The sequence below is a fragment of the Streptomyces sp. NBC_01089 genome (genome assembly GCF_045162975.1).
Classification (GTDB): domain Bacteria; phylum Actinomycetota; class Actinomycetes; order Streptomycetales; family Streptomycetaceae; genus Streptomyces.
In genome coordinates, this window is sequence record NZ_CP108660.1 from 5,270,990 (window position 1) to 5,293,193 (window position 22,204).

The window sequence follows — 22,204 nt, forward strand, 5'->3', positions numbered from 1 at the left end:
GTATGCGTATTCCCCGGTGACCTGGTGTCACTTGGAGCACACGGTCTTGTCGGCTTCGACCTTCTGGATATCGGCCGGCGCCTTGGTCGGCGCCGTGATGGGTGTGCCGGCGGCCTTGAAGTCCGCACCGAGGACGAGGGTCATCGGGGCGAGCCCGACGGAGTCCTTCGTACCCGGCTTGAGCGCCGACGCGGGCAGGCCCATGATGTCGGCGAGCTTGCGGGCCTGGTCGGCCTGGTTCGGCCCGTAGGTGAGGGTCGTCTTGGCCAGATCGGGCTTGTAGTTGCCGCCGTTCTCCGACTTCAGTACGCCCTCGGTGTTCTGCAGCCAGGTCAGCGTGGTCTGCGCCGATCCTGCCTGGGCCCCGCCGTTGAGCACCTTCACCCGCACGTCGGAGGCGTTTGCCTGCTTCCCCTTGAGGAGCGCCTCCTGCTTGCTCGCGGCCTCGCTCTTCTTCTTCTTGACCTCGGTGAGCGAGACGTCGTCGCGCATCATCGAGAACAGCGGGTCGGCCTGGGTGGGGTTCACGACGACCGTGGCGTGTATTTTCTCCGCCGGGTTGTCGAGGACCGGCAGTGTGGTGAAGGTGACGTTCTTCGGGTTCACCGACTTCAGGTCCATCGCGAGGCTCTTGAGACGGTCGATGCTGCCGATGCCGCTGTCGACGGTGAGTGCCTTGGTCGCCGAATTCGCCAGGCTGTAGAGCTTGGTGGGGCTGGTGAGGGTGTCACCCGAGGTCATCTTGCGTATCAGCGAGGCCAGGAACTGCTGCTGCACCTTGATGCGGTCCAGGTCGCCCTGGTTGCCGAAGCTGTGCCGGGTCCTGACGAAGGCCAGCGCCTGCTCGCCCTCGACCTTCGACTTCCCGGCCGGGAGCTTGAGATGGGACTCGGGGTCGTCCACCGGGTGCGCCACACAGACATCGACGCCGCCCACCGCGGTACTGAGCGTCTTGATGGCGTTGAAGTCGGCCATCATGAAGTGATCGACCGTCAGACCGGTGATCTCCTTGACCGTCTTCATGGTGCAGCCCGGGTCCCGCGAGTCCTGCCCCAGGCTGGTGTTGAAGCGGACCTGCTGGGTGCCGGGGATCGTCTTCGTCGACCCGTCAGGCTCCTTGACCTGGCAGTCCGGGATGTCGGTGATCAGGTCACGGGGGATGGAGAGCGCGGTCGCGTTCGTCCGGTCCTTGGAGACATGGAAGAGGATGTTGGTGTCGGCATGGCCGACACTCCCCTTGTCTCCGTAGCCCTCGTTGCCCTTGCCGGTGCGCTTGTCCGTACCGATCAACAGGATGTTCACGGCCCGGTCCTTGGTGGATCCCGAGGTGCCGCCGACCACATCGATCTTGTTGATGTTGCCGTTGAAGTGCTGGTACAGCAGATACGCCCCGGTGGAGCCGGCGACCAGGACGAAGGCCACCGCACCGCCGGTCCACATCAGCGCCTTCTTCCGGCGCGACTTCTGCTGCTTGCGCTTGCGGCGGCCGGCCTGCGTCTGCGGCCCGCCCCCGGCGCGGCCGTCCTGGCCGTTGCCCGACGCCCGCCGGCTGCGCTGGCCCGGTACGTCACGGCGCGGCGACTGCGGGGGCGACTGCTGCTGCGAGCGCCTGCCGGCGGACTGTTCGGGCACCGTGTCCCTGCGCCGTGAGCGGCCGGGAGCGGAAGCGGAATCCGAAGGCGATCTGTCTCCCGACTGCGGTCCGGAGGGGTTCAGTCGCAGTTCGTAATTGCCGGTTTCCGGGTTGAGCACCCACTGGTCTGCGGGGTCGATATCGTCCCGCCCACGGCTATGCGCGTCCACGGTTGCCTGTCCTCCGTCGGTGCCACGCGAGGCGCTCTCCCCCCGAGCGCTCGGTCTTTCGTCCTCTGGTGCACGGCCGCATGGCCGGATGCACCGGATCGCGTCACACTATCTGCCCGGATCAATGTCGAGCGACGTCCAGGACACATTCCTTGGCGCTTACAACTGGGCATACCACCCAATCCACATGCCCTGCGGATACGGGTTTGAGAATTGTTTTACCCACAGGCAGCCGAAGCCGCATTCGTCCCCGGAAAAGTGGCCTGCGGCGACGGCGACGGCTTGCCTTTCCCGCCGGTGCCCGATGTGTCTCCCGCGCTCCGCCCGCCCTGGGTCCCGGCGGCTGTCCCGGTGCCGCCCTTCGTCACGGTGACCGGGTCGTCGTCACGGAGCCGTTTGAAGAGCCGGTCGGCGGCCGGCTGCACGAGCTGATCGCGGTTGCGGTTGTTGACGTACGGCTCACGCGGCACCGTCAGGAACTGGACCCGGTGCGTGGGGATGCCCCGCAGCCGCCGCGTCAGGTTGTACAGGTCCTTGAGCGTGTCAAGACCGGGATCCGTGGTCAGCGACTTGGTCGCCGCGTCCAGCACCGGGTACAGCCGCGTCGGGTTCAGCAGGACGCCGTCGCTCTGCACCTTCTTCACCAGCGAACCGAGGAACTCCTGCTGGCGCTGCATGCGTTCGGTGTCGCTGCCGTTGCCGATGGAGTGCCGGACGCGTACGTAACCGAGCGCCTGCTCCCCGTCGAGTGTCTGCCGGCCCGCGGGCAGCTTGAGATGGGCGTCCTTGTCGTCCACCGGCTTCTTGAGGCACACCTGGACGCCGTCGACCGCGTCGACCATGCCCTTGAAGCCCTCGAAGTCGACCACCATGTAGTGGTCGATCCGGATGCCCGTCATGTTCTCCACGGTGCGGACGGTGCAGGCGGTGCCGCCGTACTCGAACGCCCAGTTGAACTGCACGAACTGCTTCTTCGTACGGGTCTTGTCCGCCTTGATACAGCTCGGCACGTGCGACATCAGGTCACGCGGCAGGGAGACCGCCGTCGCGCTCTTCTTGTCGGTGGACAGATGCAGCAGGATCGTGGTGTCGGAGCGCTGCGAACCCTCGTCCCTGCCGTACTTCTTGTTGTCGCCCGCCCGCGAGTCCGACCCGATGAGCAGGATGTTCTCGGCGCCGTTCGCGACGGGCGGGGGGCGCTCCTTCTCGTACGCCCGCAGCTCGGCGGTCGCCGTGTTGTCCGTCCTGATGTTGTGGTCGAGCTTGTTGTAGAGCCACCAGCCGACGCCCGCGGCGACGAGCACGACGAACGCGACGCCCAGTGCGGTCCATCGCACCCAGTGCCGTTTGCGCCCGGCCGGCGGCTCGGGGGCGGACTTCGACGGATCCTCGTCCGGGCCGCCCGTCTGCGGCTCGTCGTCCGGCGTGCCAGCACTGTCCGTCACGTCTGCGTCCATCCTTCACGGAGTCGGCGACGCGCTGCGCCGCCGATCGAAACGGATGGACGACTGAACCGCGCGCTTGGTGGTGCTTTCTCCTGATCATGTACCTCGGAGCGCGCCTGTTCCCGGGGGCTCGTCCTGGGGTGGGCCAGACGAGTGGCCCATCAGTGCGTGACGGAGTGGGTGACCCGCTCACTCTCGACGCGCTTTTCGAGACCGCCGTCGGCCAGCAGGCCGAGATTGCGGCAGAGCACCACCGAGGCACCGGCCGCCAGCGGGGCGTACAGCCCGGTCGACAGACCGTCCCAGCTGTCGTACGGCCGCCCCGACAGCAGCCGTGCGCCCGGGGCGAGTCCGACACCCGCCGCGTCGTGCATGGCCCGCTCCACCACCTGCGCGCCGGACAGCTCGGTCCCGCCGACCGCGAGCGCCGGCGCGTCCGGGTCGACCGGCGCGTACGGCGCGAAGCGGTCACCCTGGCTCGGGACCTCGACCGCGTAGTCGGCGAAGCCGGCCGGCGGCTCCGGGAAGCGGCCGCCGAGCGGGCGCAGCGCCAGCGCCACCCGCTCCCCGCCGCAGGCACGCGCCTGCTCCAGGGTGTCGGGGCCGCTCACCACCAGGTCCGCCTTGGCCGGGTCGCCGCCGACGTCCGCGACCACGCCGACCGAGGAACAGGCGAGCAGCCACACGGCGCTCTGCCAGTGCGCCGGGAGCAGCAGGGCGAGCCGGTCGCCCGGCTCGGCCGACAGCTCGCCCTGGAGCAGATTCGCGGTCTTGGCCACCCAATTGGCGAAGGTCGCCACGGAAAGTTCGACGCGCTCGCCGGTCGCGTCGTCGTAGAACGTGACAAGGGGACGCGCCGGTTCCAGGGCGAGTGCGGATAGCAGCAGGTCGGCGGGGGTGTGGTCGCTGGCAGTCATGCGGGAAGCGTACGTCGCGGGGCCGGCCGGGGACGGACGCCGCCGCGGATTCCCGGGCGGGACGGCCGTGCCGGCCGGCCGATGCGGCGTCAGTTCCGGGATGGACAGGGACCGGAGGGTATGTCCAAATCGTAGCTATGCGTGCTCCTATGACTGCCTCTGTGCTCTCCGCCTCGATCGCCGTCGCGTGTGCCGCCGCGCTCACCCTGCCGCTCGCCGCACCGGCCGGCGCGGCCACGCCCCTGGCCGGCCCGGCGGCCGCGCCGGTCCCCGGCTCCACCCAGTCGCTGCGGCTCGACGCGGTGTCCGCCGACCGCTCCACGGACCATGTGGCCGGTGCCGGGCTGTCCCGGCAGAAGGTCAAGCCGTTCTCACTGGTCGGCGTGGTCTGGAACGACAAGAAGGCCCACCTCGACGGCACCGTCCAGGTGCGGACCCGGCGGGTGGGCTCGACGGCCTGGACCGGCTGGCAGTCGGTCGAGACCCGCAACGACGACCACGCGCCCGACCCCGGTACGGCGGAGGCCGAGTCATCGGCGGTACGCGGGTCCACCGCCCCGCTCTGGGTGGGCGACTCGGACGCGGTCCAGGTCCGCGTACGTACGAAGGCGCCCGCCGGATCCACCCGCGCGGCGGCCCCCGCGCTCCCGAAGGGACTGCGCCTGGACCTCGTCGACCCGGGCCCCGACCCGGACCCACAGCCGGCTGATCCGACGGCGGCTGATCCGACCTCTGCCGACCCGACGGCGGCTGATCCGACGTCCGCTGATCCCACGGCAGCTGACTCGACCGCAGCCGACCCGACCGCAGCTGATCCCACCGCGGCCGACCCCACGGCAGCTGACCCGACCGCAGCTGATCCCACCGCGGCCGACCCCACCACCGCCGACCCGAGCACCCCCGGCCCCGAGTCCGGGTCCGCCGCCCAGGCCGCCCCCACCGAGCTGCCCGCCCTCAGCAAGGAAGCCACGGTGGCCGAGCTGGAGCAGTCGGGAGCCAAGGCCGGCCCCTACGTCGCGCCCAGGCCGCGCATCGTCACCCGCAAGGGCTGGGGCGCCGACGAGAGCGTCCGCGAGTCGGCCTTCCTCTACACGGACACCGTGAAGGTCGCCTTCGTCCACCACACCGCGACGGGCAACAACTACACCTGCGCGGAGGCCCCCTCGCTGCTGCGCGGCATCTACCGCTACCACGTGAAGAGCCTGGGCTGGCGTGACATCGGCTACAACTTCGTCATCGACAAGTGCGGCACCCTCTACGAGGGCCGCGCGGGCGGCGTGACCAAGCCCGTGATGGGCGCCCACACCCTCGGGTTCAACACCGACAGCACCGGCGTCGCCGTCCTCGGCACCTTCACATCGGCCGAACCGCCCGCCCCCGTCATCACCGCGCTCTCCCGCTTCACCGCGTGGAAGCTCGGCCTGACGGGCGCCGACCCGGCGGGGAAGACCACCCTGGTGTCCGACGGCGGCAACCGCTACGAGAAGGGCACCGAGGCGAAGCTGAACGTCATCTCCGGACACCGCGACGGATTCGCCACCGAGTGCCCGGGAGCCAAGCTCTACGACAAGCTCGGCGCGATCCGCAGCGCGGCCGCCCGCTACCAGGGCCGCTGACCCCGGCTGCCCGTACGGCCCGTCCGTACGGCCCCCGTACGGCCTGCCCGCACCCCGTGCCGCACCGTCTGCATACACTGGCCAGCCCGTTCAAGGGGTCATCGGGACACCCATAGCCCGATGACCCTGAAGGCCCGCCCCAGCAGGAAGCAGAGACGTCAAGGTGACAGAAGCGATTCTCCTGGTCGGCGGCAAGGGCACGCGGCTACGGCCGCTCACGGTCAACACACCCAAACCGATGGTCCCGGCGGCGGGAGTCCCGTTCCTCACCCATCAGCTCGTCCGCGCGCGGGCCGCCGGGGTCGACCACATCGTGCTCGCGACCTCGTACCTCGCGGAGGTCTTCGAGCCGTACTTCGGCGACGGTTCCGCCCTGGGCCTGCACCTGGAGTACGTCACCGAGCAGGAGCCGCTGGGCACCGGCGGCGCCATCCGCAACGTCGCGGAACGCCTGCACTCGGGGCCGGACGAACCGGTCCTCATCTTCAACGGCGACATCCTCACCGGACTGGACATCGAGGCCCTCGTCACCACCCACGAGACCTCGGGCGCGGACGTCTCCCTGCATCTGACGCGGGTGGACGACCCACGCGCGTTCGGCCTCGTCCCCACCGACGGCACCGGCCGGGTGACGGCCTTCCTGGAGAAGCCGCAGACGCCCGAGGAGATCGTCACCGACCAGATCAACGCCGGGGCGTACGTCTTCACGCGCTCGGTCATCGACACCATCCCGGCCGGGCGCCCCGTATCGGTCGAGCGGGAGACCTTCCCCGGTCTGCTCGGCTCGGGCGCCCACCTCCAGGGCATGGTCGACTCCACCTACTGGCTCGACCTGGGCACCCCGCAGGCGTTCGTACGCGGCTCCGCCGACCTCGTACTCGGCCACGCCCCGTCGCCCGCGGTGCCGGGCCGCTGCGGCGACCGGCTGATCCTGGACAGCGCCACGGTGGCCCCCGGCGCCAAGGTGACCGGCGGCACCGTGATCGGTGCGGGCGCGGTCGTCGGCGAGGGCGCCAGGATCAACGGCAGCACCGTCCTCGACCACGCGGTCGTCGAGCCGGGCGCGGTGGTCACCGACTCGCTGATCGGGGCCGGGGCCCGGATCGGGGCCCGCTCGGTACTGACCGGCGCGGTGATCGGCGACGGCGCACGGGTGGGCGCGGACAACGAGCTGCGCGCCGGGATAAGGATCTGGTGCGGTGCCGTGCTGCCGGACGGTTCCGTGCGCTTCTCGTCCGACCAGTAGCCTCTACGGAGTGGCAGGACGTTTCACCGCCCGGGTCCCGGGCCCGCACGGCCCCGTCGACCTCGGTCTGGTCCTCGGGGTGCTCCGCCGTGGCCCCTGGGACCCCACGTACCGGACGACGCCCGACGGCGCGGTGTGGCGGGCCAGCCGCACGCCGGACGGGCCCGGCACGCTCCGGATCGCGGCGGACGGCGCGGAGGCGTGGGGCCCCGGAGCCGACTGGCTGCTCGCGGGGCTTCCGGGGCTGCTGGGCGAGCTGGACGACCCGTCGGACTTCGTGCCGCGCCACCGGGTGGTCGCCGACGCGCACCGCCGCCGCCCGCATCTCAGGCTCTGCCGCACCGGTCTGGTCCTGGAGTCGCTGATCCCGTCGGTCCTGGAGCAGAAGGTGACGGCGGACGAGGCGTACCGCGCCTGGCGCCGCCTCCTCCGGGCGTCCGGCACACCGGCACCCGGCCCGGCGCCCGAGCACATGTATGTGATGCCCGATCCGCGTGGCTGGTCGCTCATCCCGTCCTGGGAGTGGCACCGCGCGGGCGTCGACAACAAGCGCGCATCCACGATCCTGCGCGCGGTACGGGTGGCCCGCCGCCTGGAGGAGGCGGCCGGGATGGCGCCCGCCGACGCGGCCCGCCGCCTGGAACTGATCCCCGGCATCGGCCCCTGGACCTCGGCTGAGACACTCCAGCGCGCCATCGGAGCCCCGGACGCGGTCACGGTCGGCGACCTGCACCTGCCGGGCATCGTCGGTTACGCGCTGACCGGCCGCCGGGGCGTCGACGACGACGGAATGCTGGAACTCCTGGAGCCGTACGCGGGCCAGCGCCACCGCGCGGTCCGGCTGATCCTGCTGACGGGCCGGGTCCCGCAGCGCCGCACCCCGAAGATGCCCCGCACGGACATCGCCCGGCTGTGACACGTCCAGCGCGAAGTCCCTTCAGCCCGGCCGGCGTGTGAGGCCGCCTTCAAGCGCCATCGGGGCCACGGGCCACCTCCCAGCGGTAGCTGGGGGAGATTGAGGAGCGGGGTCCGGGGCGGAGCCCCGAAAAGCGGCGCAGCCACACGCACCCGCCCCCTCACCGCACCGTGATGAACTCCTCCACCGCACGCCCCGGCCGAGGCCCCGCCGCAGCGGCCGGATGACCGACCGCCACAGCCCCCATCGGCTCCCACCCGGCGGGCAGCCCCAGCACCTCCCGCACCACGTCACGGCAGAACATCGTCGATGAGACCCACGCCGACCCCAGCCGCTCACCCGCGAGCGCCACCAGGAAGTTCTGTACGCCCGCACCGGCCGCGACGGTGAACATCTCGCGCTCCGCCGCGTCCCGCCGGTCGTCCCCGTACGTGTGCGCCCCGTCGAGCACCATGCACGGCACCGCCAAGTACGGCGCCCGCCGCAGCACTTCACCGCGGCGCACCCGCTTGGCGATGGACTCGTCCGACTTGCCGTCGCGGCGCAGATCCGCGATCCACGCGTCCCGCATCGCGTCCAGCAGCCCGGTGCGCGCCGCCGCCGACTCCAGGAGGACGAAACGCCACGGCACCGTGTGGTGCGGGGCCGGCGCGGTGAGCGCCGCGGCGACCGCGCGGCGCACCGCGCCCGGGTCCACCGGCTCATCGGTGAAGTCGCGGACCGTACGCCGCTGGGTGACCGCTTCCCGTACCGCCTCGGACGTACCGAGCCGGAACATGTCGTCGGCGGCGACGCGCACCATGGCGCGCGCACCCCCGGAAGCGCCCCCGGACGCGCCGTCGGCGTCACCGTCAGCGCCACCACCACCGGCCGGGTCCACCACGACCTGCGGCAGACCGCGGACCACCGCGACCGGCAGGCCCGCCGCCTTGCCCTTCACCAGGTCGCCGGCGGCGGCCAGTTCGTCGGCGGTGGCGACGACCGTGGCGCTCAGCGGGTTGCCGTACGCGTCCGTGCCGCCGCGCAGATCGTCGAGGACCCGCACCCCGGCGGCCCCGATCGCCACATCGGTGAGGCCGTTGCGCCACGGCCGCCCGAAGGTGTCCGTGACGATCACGCCGACCTCCACGCCCAGCGCGTCCCGCAGACCCGCGCGGATCGCCCGCGCCGACCTGTCGGAGTCCTCGGGGAGCAACAGGACGGTCCCCGCAGGGGTGTTGGAGGCGTCGACCCCGGCGGCGGCCATCACCAGGCCCTGCCGGTTCTCGACGATACGGAGCGTGCCGCGCCGCGCCACCACCCGTACCGTCTCGGCGTCGATCGCCGCCTCGCGGTCGACGGCCTGCACGATCCGGCCCTCGGCCTTGGAGACGATCTTGGAGGTGACGAGGACGACATCGCCGTCCGCCAGGTCGGGCGCTGCGGTGGCGATCAGCTTGGCCAGGTCGTCGCCCTCGCCGACTTCGGGCAGTCCCGGCACGGCCCGGACGGTGAAGGACGTCACGCCCTGACCTCTTCGGCCAGGGTGAGCGCCTCACGGGCCATCGCCGTGGTCGCGTCCAGATCCGTCATCATCAGCGGCACGGCCCGGCAGCGGATCCCCGCCTCCTCGATCCCGGCCACGGACGCGGCGTCGACGGTGTCGACCAGCCAGCCGTCCAGCAGGCCCGAACCGTAGTGCTCGGCGACCGCTGCCGCTGTCGACTCGACGCCGACCGCGGCGAGGACCTTGTCGGCCATCCCGCGCACAGGCGCGTCCCCGACGATGGGGGAGAGCCCGACGACCGGCACACCCGCGTCGGCGATGGCCTCCCGGATGCCGGGCACGGCGAGGATGGTGCCGACCGAGACCACCGGGTTGGACGGCGGGAAGATGACGATGTCGGCGGCGGCGATGGCTTCGAGCACGCCAGGCGCGGGCTTCGCCCGGTCGGCGCCCACCGGCACGACGGCCGCGGCGTCGACGGACGCGCGCAGCCGCACCCAGTACTCCTGGAAGTGAATGGCCTTGCGCTCGCCGTCGAGGTCGACGGCGACATGCGTCTCGATACGGTCGTCGGACATCGGGATGAGCCGCACCCCCGGCTGCCACCGCTCGCACAGCGCCTCGGTGACGGCGCTCAGCGGATAGCCCGCGCCGAGCATCTGGGTCCGCACGATGTGCGTCGCGAAGTCACGGTCGCCGAGCCCGAACCACTCGGGTCCCACGCCGTACGCGGCGAGTTCCTCCTTGACGGTGAAGGACTCGTCGGTACGTCCCCAGCCCTGCTCCTCGTTGATGCCACCGCCGAGGGTGTACATCACCGTGTCGAGGTCGGGGCAGACCTTCAGCCCGAACAGATGGATGTCGTCACCGGTGTTGCCGATGACAGTGATGTCCGCGTCAGGCGCGGCCTGCTTGAGGCCACGCAGGAATCGGGCACCACCGATGCCGCCGGCCAGAACCACAATGCGCATGCGGACAGTCTGTCAGGCGAAGCCTGAATCCTGTCAGGCGGGAACGGGGTCTTGTACTGCCGGGATCGCGCACTGGGGGCTGTGCATCGGCATCTCGGTCAGACCCGGGTAGTAGACGTGCAGGCTCACGGCCGGTTCCAGTGAGTCATTGACGACCTCGTGGGCGTACCCCGGCGCGAAGACCCGCTGGGCGCCCGCCTCCAGTACGCGCCCGCCCCGCTCCGTACGTTCGGTCAGCCTGCCGTCGAGGACGGTCATGACACCGGACGAACGCCCGTGGCCGTGCGGCCCGCTGCCCTGCCCGGGGACCCAGCTGAGCAGCCAGATCTCGTAGCCGACCGGGGTCTGCGGCTGCCCTGCCCGGGCGGGGCCCGGGGCCTGGGGGACGGTGCGCAGCCGGTGGTACCAGCGGGACACCGCGTCGTACTCGACGAGATGCGCCCACTGGCCGCGGTCCGCGGCGATGGAGCGGGCAAGCCCGGCGAACTCGGCCACCGTGGCCGGGTGCTCGCGGGCGGGCTCGAGCAGGTGCTGGACGGCGAGGATGTCGCCTGCGATCTGGAGGTCGCTGTCGCTGTTCATGGTGCGGGGGTTCCTCGGCAGTGAAGTGCTGGGGTGTCGCAAGAAAGGTGCAGTCAGGGCTGCGGGAAGACGCTGGAGCTCGGTGGCATCAACAGCAGGAACAGCAACAGCACACCTGGACAGCGCTGCGGAACCCACCGGTGTGGGTCGCGGAGAACGCTGCGGTCGCTGGCATGGGAACTAGAAGAACGGCTCTCGTGTCCCTTGTCAACCTGATGACCGATTTGGGCGTAATGTTTCACCTCATCCGGTTACTCCGTCCGGAGAGAGGTTTGTTCGCCTGCTGTCGCGGAGATGTGGCGCAGCAGGCCCCGCCGTAAACATCGCAGGGATCGCAAACGTCGCAGAAATCCCGTGACCGGACTGTGATCTTGATCGCTTCGACGGGTGCGGCGAGAACGGGACCGGCCTCGGCGGAGTCTCAGCCTGTGAGGGCGTCAGCTCTTCCGGGCCGGGAAGGCGCAGGTATGGGCCAGTGGCATGTGTCAGGTTTTTAGTGATTTGAACACTTTCCGCATAGCCTTGGTTCCGCAGAGTGAATAAGGGGCCCAATAGCAGATCTCGGCTTGACTGGCCCGGATCCACACACTTGTAATTTCACTCGTGTCGTTCGGCCGAAATCGGTAGCGACAGCAACACGGGGACGCAAAGACGGACAAGGGGCGCACATGACCGAGCTGTTCCAGCAACTGCTGGTCGAGGACGCGGACGAAGAATTCGGCTGGCAGGAGCGCGCGCTGTGCGCCCAGACCGACCCCGAGTCCTTCTTCCCCGAGAAGGGCGGTTCCACCCGCGAGGCCAAGAAGGTCTGCCTCGCCTGCGAGGTCCGCTCCGAATGTCTTGAGTACGCCCTTGCCAACGACGAGCGGTTCGGCATCTGGGGCGGTCTGTCCGAGCGGGAGCGCCGGCGGCTGAAAAAGGCCGCCGTCTAGCCACGGCCCGGCAGCCGCCCGGCCACCCGCGCCGGCCACCCGCGCCGACCACCCGCGCCGGCCGTCCTCACCGGCCGCGTGCTCCGGCCGTCCGGCCGGGAACCGGTACAAGTCCATGCACACCACCCGGTCCGCCGTCCGTCCCCCTGGGGCGGGCGGCGGACCGCTGTCCGAGTCAGCCGTTAGTGTGGGGCCCCGTCCGCGATGCACCAACGCCCCCACGGGGCGCGTGCGTCCACCGCATCCGCACACCAGCCTTCCGGGGGGCCACGCCACCCGGACTCCGGCCGGAGGGGCCCGTACCTCGATGTCCGTGCACAGCCAATCGACGGCCCCTTACGAGGCCGCAACGCCTGCGTTCGCTCCCGCGCACCCACCCGAATTCCCGCAGCATGTCGTCACCGCCGTCCTCGTCACCCACGACGGCGCCCGCTGGCTGCCCGACGCGCTCGCCGGGCTGCTCGGCCAGGAACGGCCCGTGCAGAACGTCGTCGCGGCCGACACCGGCAGCGCCGACGCCTCCGCGAGCCTGGTCACCGAAGCGCTCGGCGGCGAGCGGGTGTTGCACCTCGCACGCCGCACCGGCTTCGGTGCCGCCGTCGACGAGGCGGCCCGCACCGCCGGAGTCCTCACCCCCGAGGAACTGCCGTATCTGAAGCGGCCCAGCGGCTGGGACCCGGTGAGCCGCAGCTGGCGCGACGACGCCTATGACATGCCCGAACTGCCGCACGGCGAACCGGTGCAGTGGCTCTGGCTGCTCCACGACGACTGCGCCCCCGACCCCGACGCGCTCACCGAGCTGCTGCGCGTGGTCGACAACGACCCGCACGCCGTCATCGTCGGACCCAAACTGCGCGGCTGGTACGACCGTAAGCAACTGCTCGAAGTCGGCGTCTCGATCGCCAACAGCGGTCGCCGCTGGACCGGACTCGACCGCCGCGAACAGGACCAGGGCCAGCACGACCAGGTCCGCTCGGTGCTGTCCGTCTCGACCGCCGGCATGCTCATCAGGCGGGACGTCTGGGAGGAGCTGGGCGGCTTCGACCGCAGGCTGCCCCTGATGCGCGACGACGTCGACCTGTGCTGGCGCGCACACGCCGCCGGCCACAGCGTCGTCGTCGCACCCGACGCCGTACTGCGGCACGCCGAGGCATCGGCCCGCGAGCGCCGGCCCATCGACTGCGTGGGCCGCTCCGTCGCCAGCCCGCACCGCGTCGACAAGGCCGGCGCCGTCTACACCCTGCTCGTCAACACCCGCGGCCGCGGAGTGCCGTACGTCCTGCTGCGGCTGGTCTTCGGCACGCTGCTGCGCGTGATCGCGTACCTGGTCGGCAAGGCGCCGGGACAGGCACTCGACGAGGTCGCCGGGCTCGTCGGCACCCTGCTGCGCCCCGAGCGGATCCTCGCCGCCCGGCGCGCCAGAGGGACGGGCACGGTCGAAGCGGGCGAGCTGCGGCCCCTCTTCCCCCCGCCGGGAGCCACCGTCAAGGCCACCGCCGAGCAGGTGGTGGGCCATTTCGGCGGTAGCTCCGACGTAGAGGCCGGTTCACGGCACGGCGCCGTCGAATCCGGTCCGGGCGGCGACGACGCCGACTTCCTGGAGATCGAGCAGTTCGCCCGGCTGAAGCGGATAGCCCGCAAGCCGGCCCCGGTGCTGTTCGCCGTACTCCTGCTGGTGTCGCTCATCGCCTGCCGGGCGCTGCTGGGCGGAGGCGCCCTCGCGGGCGGCGCCCTGCTCCCCGCGCCCGATCACGTATCGGAGCTGTGGAACCGCTACGCCGACGTATGGCACCCCCTCGGCACAGGCGGCACCCAGACCGCCCCGCCGTACCTCGGCGTCCTCGCCGTGTTCTCCACCGTCCTGCTGGGCCACACCGGGCTCGCGCTCACCCTGCTGCTGGTCTGCTCGGTCCCGCTGGCCGGTCTCACCGCGTACTTCGCCTCCCGGCCGCTCACCGGCTCCCGGCTGCTGCGGGCCTGGGGAAGCATCGCGTACGCCTTCCTGCCCGCCGCGACCGGCGCGCTGGCCGGAGGGCGGGTCGGTACGGCCGTACTCGCCGTCCTGCTGCCGCTGATCGCCCGCTGCGCCGTCGCAGCCTCCGGCGTGCGCGGGGAGCGCGGAAGCTGGCGGGCCGTCTGGGCCTACGCCTTCCTGCTCACCCTCACTATGGCCTTCACGCCCGTCGTGTGGCCGCTCGCCGTGGTCATCGGGATCGCGGTACTGGCGCTGCACCGCGACGAGATCACCGCGTACGGGCTGCGCTTCCTCGCGCTCGCCGGCACGCCCCTCGTGCTGCTGGCGCCCTGGTCGCTCTCGCTGCTCACCGGACCGTCGGGCTTCTTCCGCGAGGCCGGTATGGAGTTCGGCAAGGGCTCGGCCTCCGCGCTCGACCTGCTGGGCATGAGCCCCGGAGGCCCGGAGACCGCCGGCGGGGTACTGCTCATCGGCGTGGTGCTCGCCGCGCTGGCCGCCCTGCTGCGCGGGGAGCGGCAGTTCGCCATCCGCGGCGCCTGGGCGGTGGCCCTGCTCGGCCTGGTCTTCTCGGTCCTGGCCAACAGGTCGGGCTGGGCCGGTCCCACGACACTCGTCTACGGGATCGCGCTGCTGGTCGCCGCCGTGCTCGGCGCGGAGGGCGCACGCGGGCGCGTGGCCACCCAGAGCTTCGGCTGGCGCCAGCCCGTCGCCGGGCTGATCGCGATCGCCGCGCTGCTCGCACCGGTCGTCGCCGCCTTCAGCTGGATGGTCAGCGGCGCCGACGGGCCGCTGGAGCGGCGCGACCCGGTGCAGGTCCCGGCGTTCGTCGCCGAGGAGAGCGGCACCCGCGACCAGGCCCGCACCCTGATCCTCGGCGGGACATCACCCGGCGAGGTCTCGTACACGCTGGTGCGCGGCTCGGGCGGCAGACTCGGCGACGCCGAGCTGGCCCGCGCGGGCGGCAGCAGCCCCCGGCTCGACAAGATCGTGTCCCGTCTGGTCGCGGGCTCGGGCGCCGACCAGTCCAGCCAGCTCAGCGGATACGCCATCCGCTATCTGCTGGTCAGGGACGGAGCGCCGCGCGAGATGAGCCGGGTGCTCGACGCCACCCCGGGGCTGAGCCGGCTCAGCCAGCTGGACGGCAGCGAACTGTGGCGCGTCGACCGCCAGGTCGCGCGGGCCACGATCGTCTCCGGCACGTCATCGGACGCCGCCACCGATGAGGGCCGGTCCGTAGCCGCGGGCCCGGTGGACATCCACACCACCGTCCCGGCCGGCAAGTCCGGCCGGGTCCTGCGGCTCGCGGACTCCGCAGACCCGGGCTGGCAGGCCACCCTGGACGGCCACGCGCTCACCAGGACGACCGTCGACGGCTGGGCCCAGGGCTTCGAACTCCCCACCCAGGGCGGCACACTCGACGTCAGCTACGACGAACCCCTCACCCACACCCTCTGGGTCTGGGTCCAGGTGCTGCTCGCCATCGTCCTGCTGGTGCTGGCCCTGCCCGGCCGCCGGGTGCGGATCGACGACGACCTGCCCGACGAGGAACTCCCGGTACCGGCCGAGCCGGTGGCGGGCGAGGGCCGCAGGGCCCGCAGGCTGCGCGCCGCTGCCCAGGCCGAGGCGGAGGCGGCGGGGGCCATGGACGCCCCGGACGGAACAGGCCCTGCCGGGGCGGACATCCCGGGCGCTCCCGGCAGCCAGGACACCGCGGCGGACGTACCGGGCGAAGGCCCCGGCGACCTCGGCGATCCCGGCGGCCCGGGCGAGCAGGGGCCGTACGCTCCAGCTGCGGGCCCCGCGGACCCCGGCGCTGACCCGGCGGCGGACGCCGCGGTCCCCGCCGACGGAGGCTTCGCCCCGCAGTACGGCACGGAGATCCCCCAGCAGCCCGCCTACGGCGAGTGGGAGCAGTCCGCGTACACGACGGGCGACTACAGCCCGTACCCGGCCGGACAGTACGGCGGCAACGAAGGCCAGTACGGGGAAGGCCAGTACGGCAACGAAGGCCCGTACGCCCCCGGCCAGTACGGCCAGGGCGCCCCGTACGGCACCGAGGGGCAGTACGCCGAGGGCCAGTACGCCGAAGGGCAGTACCCCGAGGGCCGGCAGCAGTACGACCCGTACCAGCAGCACCCCGACGGCCAGTACGACCCGTACGGCTATGTACAGCCACCGCACCAGCCGCCCTACCCCGACGAGAACGAGCACCGCCCCGACGGGAGCAACCAGTGAACCGCACCGCCATCGCCCTCGCGGCGGCCGTCGCAGCCCTCGCGGCCATCACCGGGTTCGCCGTGGTCGCCGCACCGTCCGACGCCGCCCCCGCGCAGCAGTCCGCCGCCCGGCTGCCCGTCGAGCGGTCCAGCCTGGTCTGCCCGGTGCCCAGCACGTCCGACCTGGCCGAGACCTCGTACACCGCCTTCACCCCGGCGGGCAAGGGCGGCGGTACGGCCGGTGACGCGCAGCTGCTGCCGTCCGTCACGGGTGCGGGCACGAAGAAGGACGGCAAGAAGGGCAAGGACGCCAAGGGCAAGGGCGCCGCGTCGGGCGAGGGGAAGCCGGTGGTGTCCCTCAAGCAGCCGGGCAAGCCCGTCGTCGACAAGGAGTCCGGCGGTGACACCCCGGCCCTGATCGGCTCGGCCGACGGCCCGCTGGCCCCCGGCTGGACCGTCCAGCAGACCACGACGGTCGACGTCGGCGGATCACGCGGGGTGCTGGGCACCAACTGCACGGCGCCGAACACCGACTTCTGGTTCCCCGGCGCCAGCACGGCGGCATCCCGCCAGGACTATGTGCACCTCACCAACCCCGACGACAGCGCGGCCGTCGCCGACATCGAGCTGTACGGCAAGAACGGCGCCGTCAAGTCCGAGGTGGGGGAGGGGATCACGGTCCCCGCGAAGTCGACGGTCGCGGTCCTGCTCTCGACACTGGCGCCCGACCCGGCCGAGAACCTCACCGTCCATGTCAGCACCCGTAGCGGCAGGGTCGGCGCCGTGGTGCAGTCCATGGACGACAAGCTCGGCAGCGACTGGCTGCCCGCCTCCACCGCCCCCGCCGACAAGCTGGTACTCCCCGGGATCCCGTCGGACGCCACCTCGGTACGCCTGGTGGCCCTCGCCCCGGGGTCGGACGACGTGGACCTCAAGATCCAGCTGGCCGGCGCCGACGGCACCATCACTCCGGCCGGCCACGAGACCCTGCACCTCAAGGCGGGCATGACCACATCGGCCGACCTGGGCGACGTGACCAGGGGCGGGGCGGGCTCGCTGGTGCTCTCCCCATCGGGCGGCGGCAAGACGCCCGTGGTGGCCGCCCTGCGCGTGGTGCGCGGCAAGGGCAGCAAGCAGGAGACGGCCTTCATCCCGGCGACCGCTCCGGTGGGCGACCGGGCCTCGGCGGCCGACAACAGGTCCAAGGGCTCGGTCCTTTCGCTGGCGGCGCCCGGCGCGACGGCGAAAGTGCGGGTCACGTCGTCGGCGGGCAGCGGCGGCGGCTCGCAGACCGTCAAGGAGTACACCGTCAAGGGCGGTACGACGCTGGCCGTCAAGCCGACCCCGCCGCCCGGTCTCAAGGGTTCGTACGCGCTGACGGTCGAGCCGGAGGCGGGCGGTGGCCCGGTCTACGCCTCGCGCATGCTCGAACTCCCGCAGGACGGGGTCCCGATGTTCACGGTGCAGACGCTGCCCGACGACCGGGGGACGGTCTCGGTGCCGCACGCCCAGCAGGACCTGTCACTGCTGGACGACTGACGGGGGCCGGGCGGCGGGACCGGCCGGGGCCAGCCGGGGACGGCTGACCGGGAAGGCCGGCCGACCGGCGCGGCCGGCGGGAAAGGCCGGCCGACCGGCGCGGCCGGCTTACGCGCGGCTCAGTCCTGCCCGTACCGCGGGTCGACCGACTCCGGTGCCAGGCCGAGCAGTTCGGCGACCTGCTCCACGACCACCTCGTGCACCAGCAGCGCCCGCTCGTCGCGGTTCTTGGTGCGGATCTCGACGGGGCGCCGGTAGACGACGATCTGCGCGGGCCTGTCCTTCTCCGCCGAGACCGCGCTGCCCAGCGGCACGGCTGTCTCGCCCGGCCACTCGTCGGCGCTGTCGGCGCCATCGACGCGTGGGACGTCGAGCACCAGGAAGTCGACCTCGGAGAGTTGCGGCCAGCGCCGTTCCAGGCGCTCCACGGAGTCCGCCACAAGATCGCGGAAGGAGTCCCCGCGGCTGGCCGAGAGCGGGACCTGCGGAGGGGCCACGGGCCCGCGCATCCCCCGGCCGTGCCGGTCGCGGCGGCGCGGCCGGGGCTCGGCGGGCTGGGGCGGTAGTGAGCTGTCCATCACTGACGCAGGGTAGCTCTCCGTGCGGCGCGGCGATGCAGGCGGCCGCGGCGCAGCCGTCATGTCGCGGAATGAGCATTCCGGACAAGTTCACGACCGGCGGCCCAGCCGCTTTCGATCGGTGATCTCGCAGCACTTGACTGGATATCGATGGGCGGATGACTGGATTCGATTCGTCACTCGCTGTATGCGCCTGTACCCGTGCAGGTCAAGCGAGTTGCCGCCGGGGCGGGCGGGGCAGGCTCCGCACCACGACACGGCGGAGTGACGCCGGGGCGAGTCGTCGCGGCCCGCTCAAGAGTGCGGTACCGTCCCTTACCGTGAGCCCTGTACGTCGCTGTTCTCGCACCGCGTGCGGCCGCCCCGCCGTCGCGACGCTGACGTACGTCTACGCCGACTCGACCGCGGTCCTCGGTCCGCTCGCGACTTACGCTGAGCCCCACTGCTACGACCTGTGCGCCGAGCACGGCGAGCGGCTGACCGCCCCGCGCGGCTGGGAGGTCGTCCGTCTCACCGACGGCTCGGCCCCGGCCAGGCCCAGCGGTGACGATCTCGAAGCGCTCGCCAACGCCGTACGGGAAGCCGCCAGGCCGCACGAGCGCGCCCCCGAGCCCGGTGGCGGCGCACGCCAGGCAGGTCAGACCGAGAGCGGACGCCGGGGGCACCTCCGCGTACTGCGCTCCCCGGAGCCCTGAGCACCCCGCTTCTGCCCCTCGGCTCCGCATCGTGTCCGGATCATTGACTTCCGGTTGCCATGAACATGAGCATTCCTCACACCCGTGAGGATCGAGGCCCTGTGTTTGTGCAGCCGCTGGAACCCGTAGCCGATTCACTCGCCCTGTCCGCACTCGCCGCCGCCCTGCCGCTGCTCACCGTCATGGTGCTGCTCGGCGCCGTACGGACGAAAGCCCACTGGGCCGGCCTGGCCGGGCTCGCCGTCGCGGTCCTGGTCGCCCTGTTCGCGTACGGCATGCCCCTCGGCCAGACGCTCTCCTCGGGCGTCCAGGGGGCGCTCTTCGGCCTCTTCCCCATCCTGTGGATCGTCGTCAACGCCCTCTGGGTGTACCGGATGACGGTCCGCACCCGGCACTTCGACATCCTGCGGCGCTCCTTCGGCCGGTTCTCCGACGACCCCCGCATCCAGGCCCTCGTCATCGGCTTCTGCTTCGGCGCGCTGCTGGAAGCGCTCGCCGGATTCGGCGCCCCGGTGGCGATCTGCGCGGTGATGCTGGTGGCGCTCGGCTTCGACCCGGCGCGCGCCGCGGTCGTCGCCCTCGTCGCCAACACCGCACCGGTCGCCTTCGGCGCCATGGGCACCCCTGTGGTGACGCTCGCACAGGTCAGCGGAGTGCCGCTGCACACGGTCGCCTCGGTCGTCGGCCGGCAGACCCCGCTGCTCGCCCTCCTCGTACCGCTGCTGCTGGTGTTCATCGTGGACGGCAGGCGCGGACTCCGCGAGACTTGGGCGCCCGCGCTGGTCTGCGGAGTCGCCTTCGCCGCTGCCCAGTTCGCCGCGTCGAACTTCGTCTCCGTGCAGCTCGCCGACATCCTGGCCGCGCTGGTCGGGGCCGCCGCCCTGATGGCAGTGCCGGGCGCCCGCAGGCCGGTCGCGGAACCGGTGCGGGCCGCCGTACTCACCGGCGAACGCAGCGCGGACCTGGAGGGGACCGACCCGCGGCGCGAAGTGGTGCGCTCCTACGCCCCGTACGGGCTGATCGTCGTGATCTTCTCGGTCGCCCAGATCCCGCCCGTGAAGCGGCTGTTCGACGGCGCGACCCGGCTCTTCGACTGGCCGTTCCTCCATGTCGCGGGCCCCGGCGGCAAGCCGGTCTCCGGCAATGTCTTCTCGCTCCCGCTCATCTCGACCGGCGGGACGCTGGTCCTCTTCGCGGGGGTGCTGACGGCGGCGGTCATCGGCGTACGGGCGGGCGACGCGCTCCGGGAGTGGGCGGCGACCGTGCGCGAACTGCGGTACGCGATCCTGACGGTCACCTCGGTCCTGGCGCTTGCGTATGTCATGAACCTCTCCGGACAGGCCGCCACCATCGGCCACTTCGTCGCCGCCGCGGGCGCCGGACTCGCCTTCCTCTCACCCGTACTGGGCTGGTTCGGGGTCGCCGTCTCCGGATCCGACACCTCGTCCAACGCCCTCTTCGGCGCACTCCAGGTGTCCGCGGCACACGAGTCCGGGCTCTCCCCGCAACTGCTGGCGGCCGCCAACAGCTCGGGCGGCGTCCTGGGCAAGATGATCTCCCCGCAGAACCTGACGATCGCGTGCGCGGCAGTGGGACTCAAGGGGCAGGAGGGCGATCTGCTGCGCAAGGTGCTGCCGTGGAGTCTGGGTCTGCTGCTGGTGATGTGTCTGATCGTCACCGCGCAGAGCACGGCGCTCCTGGACTGGATGCTGCCGTAGGAGGGCGCCCGAGAGAGGCGCCTGCGGGGAGCGCGTCTGCCGGAGCGCGCCCGCTGGAGGCGCCTGCGTACGGCGCGCGCCCGGCAGCGCGCTCCGGCTCGCGGAGAGTCCCGATGCCTCCAGGTAGTTTGATGGGCCCGTGGCGGACGATGGACCCGTGACGGACCGAGCGGATATCAGGAGGACCGACGTGGCTGGTGCTGTCGATTTGTCACAGGTCGTGAAGGCGTACGACGTGCGAGGGGTCGTGCCCGACCAGTGGGACGAGTCGCTCGCCGAACTGTTCGGGGCCGCCTTCGTCCAGGTGACGGACGCGTCGGCGATCGTCGTCGGCCACGACATGCGCCCCTCGTCGCCCGGCCTGTCCGGCGCCTTCGCGCGCGGTGCGGCGGCCCGCGGCGCCGACGTCACCCTCATCGGCCTCTGCTCGACCGACCAGTTGTACTTCGCGTCCGGGCAATTCGGCCTGCCCGGAGCGATGTTCACGGCCTCGCACAACCCGGCCAGGTACAACGGCATCAAGATGTGCCGGGCCGGAGCATCCCCGGTCGGTCAGGACACCGGCCTCGCCGAGATCCGTACGCTCGTCGAGACCTGGTCCGCGACAGGCGCCCCCGAGACCACGGCGACCCCGGGAACCGTCACCGAGCGTGACACGTTGAAGGAGTACGCGGCCCACCTCCTCTCCCTGGTCGACCTCTCGGCGATCCGCCCGCTGAAGGTCGTGGTGGACGCGGGCAACGGCATGGGCGGCCACACCGTCCCCACGGTCCTCGCCCCGCTCCCGCTCGACGTGATCCCCCTCTACTTCGAGCTGGACGGGACGTTCCCCAACCACGAGGCCAACCCGCTGGACCCGGCCAACCTGGTCGACCTCCAGGCGAAGGTCCGCGAGACCGGCGCGGACCTCGGCCTGGCCTTCGACGGCGACGCGGACCGCTGCTTCGTCATCGACGAGCGCGGGGACGGCGTCTCGCCCTCGGCCATCACCGCGCTGGTGGCCGCCCGCGAACTGGCGGCGCACCCCGGCGGCACGGTCATCCACAACCTGATCACGTCCTGGTCCGTCCCCGAAGTCGTACGGGAGAACGGCGGCACCCCCGTCCGCACCCGGGTCGGGCACTCCTTCATCAAGCAGGAGATGGCCACGACCGGGGCGATCTTCGGCGGCGAGCACTCGGCGCACTACTACTTCCGCGAGTTCTGGAACGCCGACACCGGGATGCTCGCCGCGCTGCACGTCCTGGCCGCGCTCGGCAACCAGCCGGGCACCCTCTCCGAACTGGTCGCCCCCTACGACCGCTACACCGGCTCGGGCGAGATCAACTCCAAGGTCACCGACCAGGCGGCCAGCACCGCACTGGTCAGGGAGGCGTACGAACACCGCGACGGCATCACGACGGACGGCCTGGACGGTCTGACGGTGACCTCCGCCGACTGGTGGTTCAACCTCCGCCCGTCCAACACCGAGCCGCTGCTGAGGCTGAACGTGGAGGCACGGGACGAGGCGACCATGGCCGAGGTCCGCGACGAGGTCCTCGGGCTGGTGCGCGGGACCGGGTGACAGCA

16 protein-coding genes are annotated in these 22,204 nt (G+C 71.8%); 9 read left to right on the forward strand and 7 right to left on the reverse strand.

The window, feature by feature from the left end; all coding sequences use genetic code 11:
• Positions 1–27: 27 nt before the first annotated feature.
• The 3 genes from OG510_RS23740 to OG510_RS23750 form a co-directional block, all read right to left on the reverse strand.
• Positions 28–1,803: an LCP family protein gene (locus tag OG510_RS23740; protein ID WP_406139396.1), complete on the reverse strand. Its 1,776-nt coding sequence runs from the start codon at positions 1,801–1,803 to the stop codon at positions 28–30.
• A 218-nt stretch (positions 1,804–2,021) separates the two neighbouring features.
• Entirely contained in the window at positions 2,022–3,260 is a 1,239-nt protein-coding gene (locus tag OG510_RS23745) for an LCP family protein (protein WP_406139397.1), read from the reverse strand.
• A 149-nt stretch (positions 3,261–3,409) separates the two neighbouring features.
• Positions 3,410–4,165: a TIGR03089 family protein gene (locus OG510_RS23750; RefSeq protein WP_406139398.1), complete on the reverse strand. Its 756-nt coding sequence runs from the start codon at positions 4,163–4,165 to the stop codon at positions 3,410–3,412.
• A gap of 149 nt (positions 4,166–4,314) precedes the next feature.
• On the opposite strand from OG510_RS23750, the gene OG510_RS23755 reads away from it, so the two are divergent.
• The 3 genes from OG510_RS23755 (at position 4,315) to OG510_RS23765 (ending at position 7,943) form a co-directional block, all read left to right on the forward strand.
• Entirely contained in the window at positions 4,315–5,781 is a 1,467-nt protein-coding gene (locus OG510_RS23755; RefSeq protein ID WP_406139399.1) for an N-acetylmuramoyl-L-alanine amidase, read from the forward strand.
• A 163-nt stretch (positions 5,782–5,944) separates the two neighbouring features.
• Positions 5,945–7,027, forward strand: coding sequence for a sugar phosphate nucleotidyltransferase (locus tag OG510_RS23760; RefSeq protein WP_406139400.1), 1,083 nt, complete (start codon positions 5,945–5,947; stop codon positions 7,025–7,027).
• Between the two features lie 10 nt (positions 7,028–7,037).
• Complete coding sequence (locus OG510_RS23765; RefSeq protein WP_406139401.1) at positions 7,038–7,943, forward strand: DNA-3-methyladenine glycosylase family protein; 906 nt, start codon at positions 7,038–7,040, stop codon at positions 7,941–7,943.
• A gap of 160 nt (positions 7,944–8,103) precedes the next feature.
• Here the strand turns inward: OG510_RS23765 and OG510_RS23770 are convergent, their stop codons facing one another.
• The 3 genes from OG510_RS23770 to OG510_RS23780 are packed head-to-tail and all read right to left on the reverse strand — an operon-like array spanning position 8,104 to position 10,982.
• The gene (locus tag OG510_RS23770; protein WP_406139403.1) at positions 8,104–9,447 is read right to left on the reverse strand and encodes a coenzyme F420-0:L-glutamate ligase; all 1,344 of its coding nucleotides are present in this window, start codon (positions 9,445–9,447) and stop codon (positions 8,104–8,106) included.
• Positions 9,444–10,400, reverse strand: coding sequence for a 2-phospho-L-lactate transferase (cofD, locus tag OG510_RS23775; protein ID WP_406139405.1), 957 nt, complete (start codon positions 10,398–10,400; stop codon positions 9,444–9,446). The genes OG510_RS23770 and cofD overlap by 4 nt, the downstream gene beginning before the upstream one ends.
• A 33-nt stretch (positions 10,401–10,433) precedes the next feature.
• Positions 10,434–10,982 (reverse strand): cysteine dioxygenase, encoded by a 549-nt coding sequence (locus OG510_RS23780; protein WP_406139407.1) that lies wholly within the window; start codon positions 10,980–10,982, stop codon positions 10,434–10,436.
• A gap of 668 nt (positions 10,983–11,650) precedes the next feature.
• On the opposite strand from OG510_RS23780, the gene OG510_RS23785 reads away from it, so the two are divergent.
• From OG510_RS23785 to OG510_RS23795, 3 genes are all read left to right on the forward strand, one after another.
• A complete protein-coding gene (locus OG510_RS23785; RefSeq protein WP_164266780.1) occupies positions 11,651–11,914 on the forward strand; it encodes a WhiB family transcriptional regulator in 264 nt (87 codons plus the stop codon).
• Positions 11,915–12,221: 307 nt separating this feature from the next.
• Positions 12,222–16,124, forward strand: a complete 3,903-nt coding sequence (locus tag OG510_RS23790; protein ID WP_406139409.1) for a glycosyltransferase — start codon at positions 12,222–12,224, stop codon at positions 16,122–16,124.
• Positions 16,121–17,644, forward strand: coding sequence for a DUF5719 family protein (locus tag OG510_RS23795; RefSeq protein WP_406139411.1), 1,524 nt, complete (start codon positions 16,121–16,123; stop codon positions 17,642–17,644). Before OG510_RS23790 ends, OG510_RS23795 begins: the two co-directional genes overlap by 4 nt.
• A gap of 119 nt (positions 17,645–17,763) precedes the next feature.
• On the opposite strand, the gene OG510_RS23800 is transcribed toward OG510_RS23795, so the two are convergent.
• Positions 17,764–18,222, reverse strand: coding sequence for a metallopeptidase family protein (locus tag OG510_RS23800; RefSeq protein WP_406139412.1), 459 nt, complete (start codon positions 18,220–18,222; stop codon positions 17,764–17,766).
• A 320-nt stretch (positions 18,223–18,542) separates the two neighbouring features.
• On the opposite strand from OG510_RS23800, the gene OG510_RS23805 reads away from it, so the two are divergent.
• The 3 genes from OG510_RS23805 to OG510_RS23815 all read left to right on the forward strand — a co-directional run bounded on the left by OG510_RS23805 (position 18,543) and on the right by OG510_RS23815 (position 22,199).
• Complete coding sequence (locus tag OG510_RS23805) at positions 18,543–18,917, forward strand: DUF3499 domain-containing protein (RefSeq protein ID WP_343235279.1); 375 nt, start codon at positions 18,543–18,545, stop codon at positions 18,915–18,917.
• Positions 18,918–19,018: 101 nt separating this feature from the next.
• Positions 19,019–20,635, forward strand: a complete 1,617-nt coding sequence (locus OG510_RS23810) for an L-lactate permease (RefSeq protein ID WP_406139414.1) — start codon at positions 19,019–19,021, stop codon at positions 20,633–20,635.
• 190 nt (positions 20,636–20,825) lie between these two features.
• Positions 20,826–22,199, forward strand: coding sequence for a phosphomannomutase/phosphoglucomutase (locus OG510_RS23815; protein ID WP_406139415.1), 1,374 nt, complete (start codon positions 20,826–20,828; stop codon positions 22,197–22,199).
• Positions 22,200–22,204: the final 5 nt, after the last annotated feature.

Coding starts and splice junctions, on each gene's coding strand:
- OG510_RS23755 (WP_406139399.1), top strand. CDS start 4,315: ATGACTGCCTCTGTGCTCTCCGCCTCGATCGCCGTCGCGTGTGCCGCC.
- OG510_RS23745 (WP_406139397.1), bottom strand. CDS start 3,260: ATGGACGCAGACGTGACGGACAGTGCTGGCACGCCGGACGACGAGCCG.
- OG510_RS23780 (WP_406139407.1), bottom strand. CDS start 10,982: ATGAACAGCGACAGCGACCTCCAGATCGCAGGCGACATCCTCGCCGTC.
- OG510_RS23790 (WP_406139409.1), top strand. CDS start 12,222: ATGTCCGTGCACAGCCAATCGACGGCCCCTTACGAGGCCGCAACGCCT.
- cofD (WP_406139405.1), bottom strand. CDS start 10,400: ATGCGCATTGTGGTTCTGGCCGGCGGCATCGGTGGTGCCCGATTCCTG.
- OG510_RS23750 (WP_406139398.1), bottom strand. CDS start 4,165: ATGACTGCCAGCGACCACACCCCCGCCGACCTGCTGCTATCCGCACTC.
- OG510_RS23800 (WP_406139412.1), bottom strand. CDS start 18,222: ATGGACAGCTCACTACCGCCCCAGCCCGCCGAGCCCCGGCCGCGCCGC.
- OG510_RS23785 (WP_164266780.1), top strand. CDS start 11,651: ATGACCGAGCTGTTCCAGCAACTGCTGGTCGAGGACGCGGACGAAGAA.